The organism is Nostoc sp. 106C (assembly GCF_002154725.1).
Lineage (GTDB): Bacteria > Cyanobacteriota > Cyanobacteriia > Cyanobacteriales > Nostocaceae > Aulosira.
The window spans coordinates 1-4,815 of record NZ_MTAW01000085.1; the positions used below are offsets into that span (position 1 = coordinate 1).

The 4,815-nt window shown below is 39.6% G+C and carries 4 protein-coding genes; all 4 read left to right on the forward strand.

Features of this window, described 5'->3' with window-relative positions; translation table 11 throughout:
• Positions 1-714 precede the first annotated feature (714 nt).
• Complete coding sequence (locus BV375_RS09315) at positions 715-2,334, forward strand: glycosyltransferase family 39 protein (protein WP_086759704.1); 1,620 nt, start codon at positions 715-717, stop codon at positions 2,332-2,334.
• A gap of 163 nt (positions 2,335-2,497) precedes the next feature.
• The gene (gene msrA, locus BV375_RS09320; RefSeq protein ID WP_086759707.1) at positions 2,498-3,166 is read left to right on the forward strand and encodes a peptide-methionine (S)-S-oxide reductase MsrA; all 669 of its coding nucleotides are present in this window, start codon (positions 2,498-2,500) and stop codon (positions 3,164-3,166) included.
• Positions 3,167-3,637: 471 nt separating this feature from the next.
• A complete protein-coding gene (locus BV375_RS35875) occupies positions 3,638-3,820 on the forward strand; it encodes a hypothetical protein (protein ID WP_134076237.1) in 183 nt (60 codons plus the stop codon).
• Between the two features lie 538 nt (positions 3,821-4,358).
• Complete coding sequence (locus BV375_RS36715; RefSeq protein WP_166507416.1) at positions 4,359-4,523, forward strand: hypothetical protein; 165 nt, start codon at positions 4,359-4,361, stop codon at positions 4,521-4,523.
• Positions 4,524-4,815: the final 292 nt, after the last annotated feature.

Sequence of the window (4,815 nt, forward strand, 5' to 3'; positions counted from 1 at the left end):
AACACAGATAAATATCGGTGTTCATCTGCGTTTATCTGTGGTTCGATATTCAAAAAATCGACTTATGCAAGAGACTCCATGATCTGCGCGCACAAGGAATAATGAAAATGATCTTGGAACGATTTTGCATTGTTTCAGCCTCTATTTTCAAGGCAGGTCTAAGCAAATTACCTCTGCACCTACTGAGTGTTGAATAAACTGTGGAGGCGGGTTTTGTATGTGTAAGGCTGTTTCTAACGATTTATCATGGATTTTAGTTTCACTTTGTAATTAAACTAGCTAATTTTAAGTTTTTCAAATTACAAGTCAGAGGAATTTAATTAATTAACTTAGTTTGACAGTTAATCTTTGAAACACTGTAGCTATCAGTTCCTGAGATTTTACAATAAAAACTCGTAATAATTAAATAGATAGATATCCAACCCCATAAGAGTTTTCAGAGGAAATATAGAGTGATTAATAAAGGGTAATAGAGGGAAACAATGCTTTGAAAACTGTATTATTTATATCTTTTGTTGAAAAAATATTCTTGATAATAGGAAGGTGAAAAAACTTAGATTATTTTCTCAAAAAAATTATTACTATTTTGAGAAAATGAGTTAATTTGGAATCTAGCAATTGCTAAACACACAGGTTATTACTGGGTGGCAACATTAGAGATTCGCTCTGATCTCTATGTAATCAAACCAGAAAGCAAAATGATTATCATAGAATATGCAAGAAGGAAGCTTTATTTGGGGTCATCTAGGAAAACAACATCGCACAGTTGATAAATTGATTGATGGCATATGGCTAATTGTCCTGCTATTGGCAGCAGTGTTACTGTTTAGCATCAATCTTGGGGGAGTACCATTACGCGATTGGGATGAGGGTACTGTGGCACAGGTCGCCCGCGAAATTTTGCGATCGCCAGCAGGTTCTCTGGGTTGGCTTTATCCCACATTGGGCGGTGAACCTTATCTTCACAAGCCGCCTTTGATGCATTTGCTAGTTGCTTGGGCTTATCAGCTGGGAGGAGTCAATGAATGGACTACCCGCATACCAGGAGCAATTTTAACAGCTTGTTCAGTACCTTTACTGTATTGCATTGGTCGAGAAATATTTCGCCAACGTTGGGCAGCTATTTATAGCGCCTTGATTTACCTAACAATGCTACCTGTAGTGCGTCATGGGCGATTGGCCATGTTAGATGGCGCAACGGTAATTTTTTTGATGGTAATGATGCTGTGTGTATTGCGATCGCGGCGCGATTTGCGTTACTGTCTGGGCATCGGACTCGGTCTGGGATTAATTTGCCTGACTCAAGGAATATTCGGTATATTATTAGGTGCGATCGCAATTGCATTTCTGTTTTGGGATACGCCTCGACTACTCACTTGTTACTATCTGTGGATAGCAATCTTCATTGGCATTTTACCAGCCCTGTGTTGGTATGGTGCGCAGTTAGTACACTACGGTCATACTTTCCTCCAGATTGCCTTTATCAATCCATCCATCAACCGAGTTGGGGCATTTTCACAGGATAATTTCCAGCTATCTTGGTACTATCTCAAAGAAGTTTTGATGTATGCATGGCCCTGGCTACTGTTTTTACCGCATAGCTTACGCTTAACCTGGGAAAATCGCAATCTTAGCTGGGCAAAACTCGTACTGATCTGGAGTGGTGTCTACCTACTGATAATTTCCTGCATGGGTAGCAAACTTCTCTGGTATTTGTTCCCAATTTACCCAGGCTTGGCTTTAGCTTTGGGTGCGCAAATCACAGAAACGGAAAATTTACCTTTACTAACAGCCTATCCCCGGTCTTGGGTAGCTGGTTTGGCAGTACTGGCTTTAGCAGCTTCTGCTGGTAGCGTTTTTTTTAGTTCAAGTGGAACGCCTAAAACAGACTTACAGGTAATTTTTGCAGCAGTTGCTTTAACTATGACTTTAGCAGCAATTTATGCAGAGCGAGGCGACGGGCAATTCCTGAAAATTCTGTTTTGGGGAAGTTATTTTTCGCTGCTGCTGTTGATGAAATCAAACTACTGGGTTTGGGAATTATCGGATGCTTATCCAGTTAAACCAGTTGCCAGCATGATAGTACGGGCAAATCCAGCAGTCAATAAGATTTACACTTCTTTTCCATACAGTCGTCCTTCCTTAGATTTTTATAGCGATCGCACGATTATTCCTGCTTCTTTCGGGGAACTGCAATACTATTGGCACTACAACGGCCAACCCTATTTCCTGGTGAATGCTTCTGCTTACAATAATCTCCACCTTGATTCGATTAAGCTAATTGACCAAGCTGAAGGTTGGAAACTAATTACCAAGGATATCAATCGGCTATAGACTTAGTACCGCTACGTAGATAGTCAAAAGTCAAGGGTCATTTGTGATTTCTTCCTTATCCCCGCATCATCATCTATTGCTATGGCAGCAAAATATATCCGCAGCGATCGCTAACTAGAATCGTTAAAATATTAAGTAAGGTAAAGATATTTATGAAAAATCAATGGCATTATTTGGATTTGGCAAGAAAGCAGTAATACCCACCCCTGAGGAAGCTTTACCAGGAAGAGCACAATCAATGCGGGTTCCTGCTAATCACTATGTTAACGGTCATCCGCTAACACCTCCTTTTCCAGAGGGATTAGAAAAAGCTTTATTTGGCTTAGGCTGTTTTTGGGGTGCAGAACGCAAATTCTGGCAACTTAACGGAGTTTATACTACCGCCGTAGGTTATGCTGCTGGTTTAACACCCAACCCCACCTATGAAGAGGTATGTACCGGATTGACTGGTCATAATGAGGTAGTATTGGTGGTATTTGACCCAACAGTGATTAGTTATTCCCAACTGCTGAAAGTTTTTTGGGAAAGCCACAACCCTACTCAAGGGATGCGCCAAGGTAATGATGTTGGCACACAGTACCGCTCTGGAATTTACGTATACTCTGAAAATCAACGCCAGCTAGCAGAAGCATCGCAAGCAGCTTATCAACAAGCTCTAAAAGATGCAGGCTATGGAAAAATTACCACAGAAATTTTGGATGCACCTGAGTTTTACTACGCCGAAGGTTACCATCAACAGTACCTTGCCAAAAATCCCAATGGGTATTGTGGTTTAGGCGGAACAAATGTTTCTTGTCCGGTGGGGATTGCTGAATCACAGGTGAGTGGGTAAGCTATCTAGACCAAAATTATGAGCGATTCGTTCAGAAACTCATGTGCTTGGACTTGATGACCTGTTTTCAACATCCTGTCCATCTGGGAGAAATCTGTAGCAATTGAAGCCTCTGAAATTTAGGGGCTTCAAGCTGCTGCTGTGTTGTACAAAAAAGCTGTGCCAAATATCTTATAGGTCAATTGGCACAGCAGTAGGGTATTACATACAAGCTTTTATTGAGTCGCTGCATTTTTATTTTTACAGAGCTTGTACAGTAAAGTTTTTAGCGCATCTTCCTTCACGGCTGTCTAATGAGCGCGATCGCGCTCATTGGTGTTGCGAGTAATAATTCACCAAGATAGAAAAGTGATTTTAAAAGGCTTTAAAATCATGTTTTATCTAGAAAAAAGCTGTAGATTGAAAAATATAGGTTGAAATTAACGCTTTTTGAAGTATTGCTGATTATAGCGTACTAAGGACTACTGGTCAGTGCTATCAAATGAGCTTAAGGTCGATAAAATCTATGAAATTGAATTTCTTAATGGTTCCAGATTGGTAGCAAAGTTTACGGGTTTTAAAAATGGGCGTCACTATTTCCGCGATCGGGACGGACATGAGTTTTCGATCGCTGACAGCACCATACAGTATCACCATTTTTATCGATTAGATTAAAAAAGGTTTGACGCTATTCCTGCTAATGTTTAACACACAAGAACTTGAGGCATTAGCTACTCACTAGAGAAGTGCGCGCATAGACCATTCAAACTGTAACCATGCTCACACAAAAGCTTAATGGTTATATCTGCCCGATGGGGCTGTAAAAATCACAAGCAACGAATGAAACTAGAAAAAGGAAAAGACAAAACCTGAAAAGTTTCTCCCTCGTGAGCAATATATCGCTCACGAGGGTTTGTTTATCTGGGCGCGATCGCATATGAGTAGGTAAATTATTTGTATCAGGTCTTCAGTGAAATAGTATAAGTCAAATGTCTTCCTAGGACAGTTATCGTTGTGGTAGGTAATATCAATTCAAATAATGTTTGCGACAGAATCACGTGTGGACATGGGTTTCACGTCAAGTTGACACGTATGGGCACCAGTAAAATAATTTGATATACCAAAAGATTGTGGATGCCGTGCCCCTACGGCATATCGCATCTCAGCTTAACTCACTTGTAAAATGTAAACTGTAACAAATCCCTCCACCCTTATGACTGTAAAAATCCAACCTGAAAAAGATTTTTCTACTGCAAGCACTAATATAAATATCAATCAAGAAACAGAAAACGAAAAAGTTCTATGTTCTCATTGTCAGCGCACAGCTACGAACGGTATTAAATGTAAAGGAATTTGTGTGGCTGACAATGACTATTAATGTATAAATTTTAAACAGTTGTCTCAAAGTCCCACTTTTTTAAGTTAAACTAAGCCACATTCTGCCATAGATAGATTTTTACAATTATTACAGTTTTCATTTATTACCTAAATATAATTTAAACCTCGTCCATTTTGAAACCTGGAGTAGTGTGGACCGGAAAGCCCACTATGAAGCAATACAGTTCAGTTAAGAAAATTCATTGACAACAAAGTTCACAAATAATTACTAAGAGTGTTCCAAACAATAAATGATCCAAAACCTGTCATTGCGAATGAAGCAAAGCGGAATG

What these genes read in the sequence shown, in the direction of transcription:
- BV375_RS09315 (WP_086759704.1), top strand. Translation starts at nt 715, where the DNA reads ATGCAAGAAGGAAGCTTTATTTGGGGTCATCTAGGAAAACAACATCGC.
- msrA (WP_086759707.1), top strand. Translation starts at nt 2,498, where the DNA reads ATGGCATTATTTGGATTTGGCAAGAAAGCAGTAATACCCACCCCTGAG.
- BV375_RS36715 (WP_166507416.1), top strand. Translation starts at nt 4,359, where the DNA reads ATGACTGTAAAAATCCAACCTGAAAAAGATTTTTCTACTGCAAGCACT.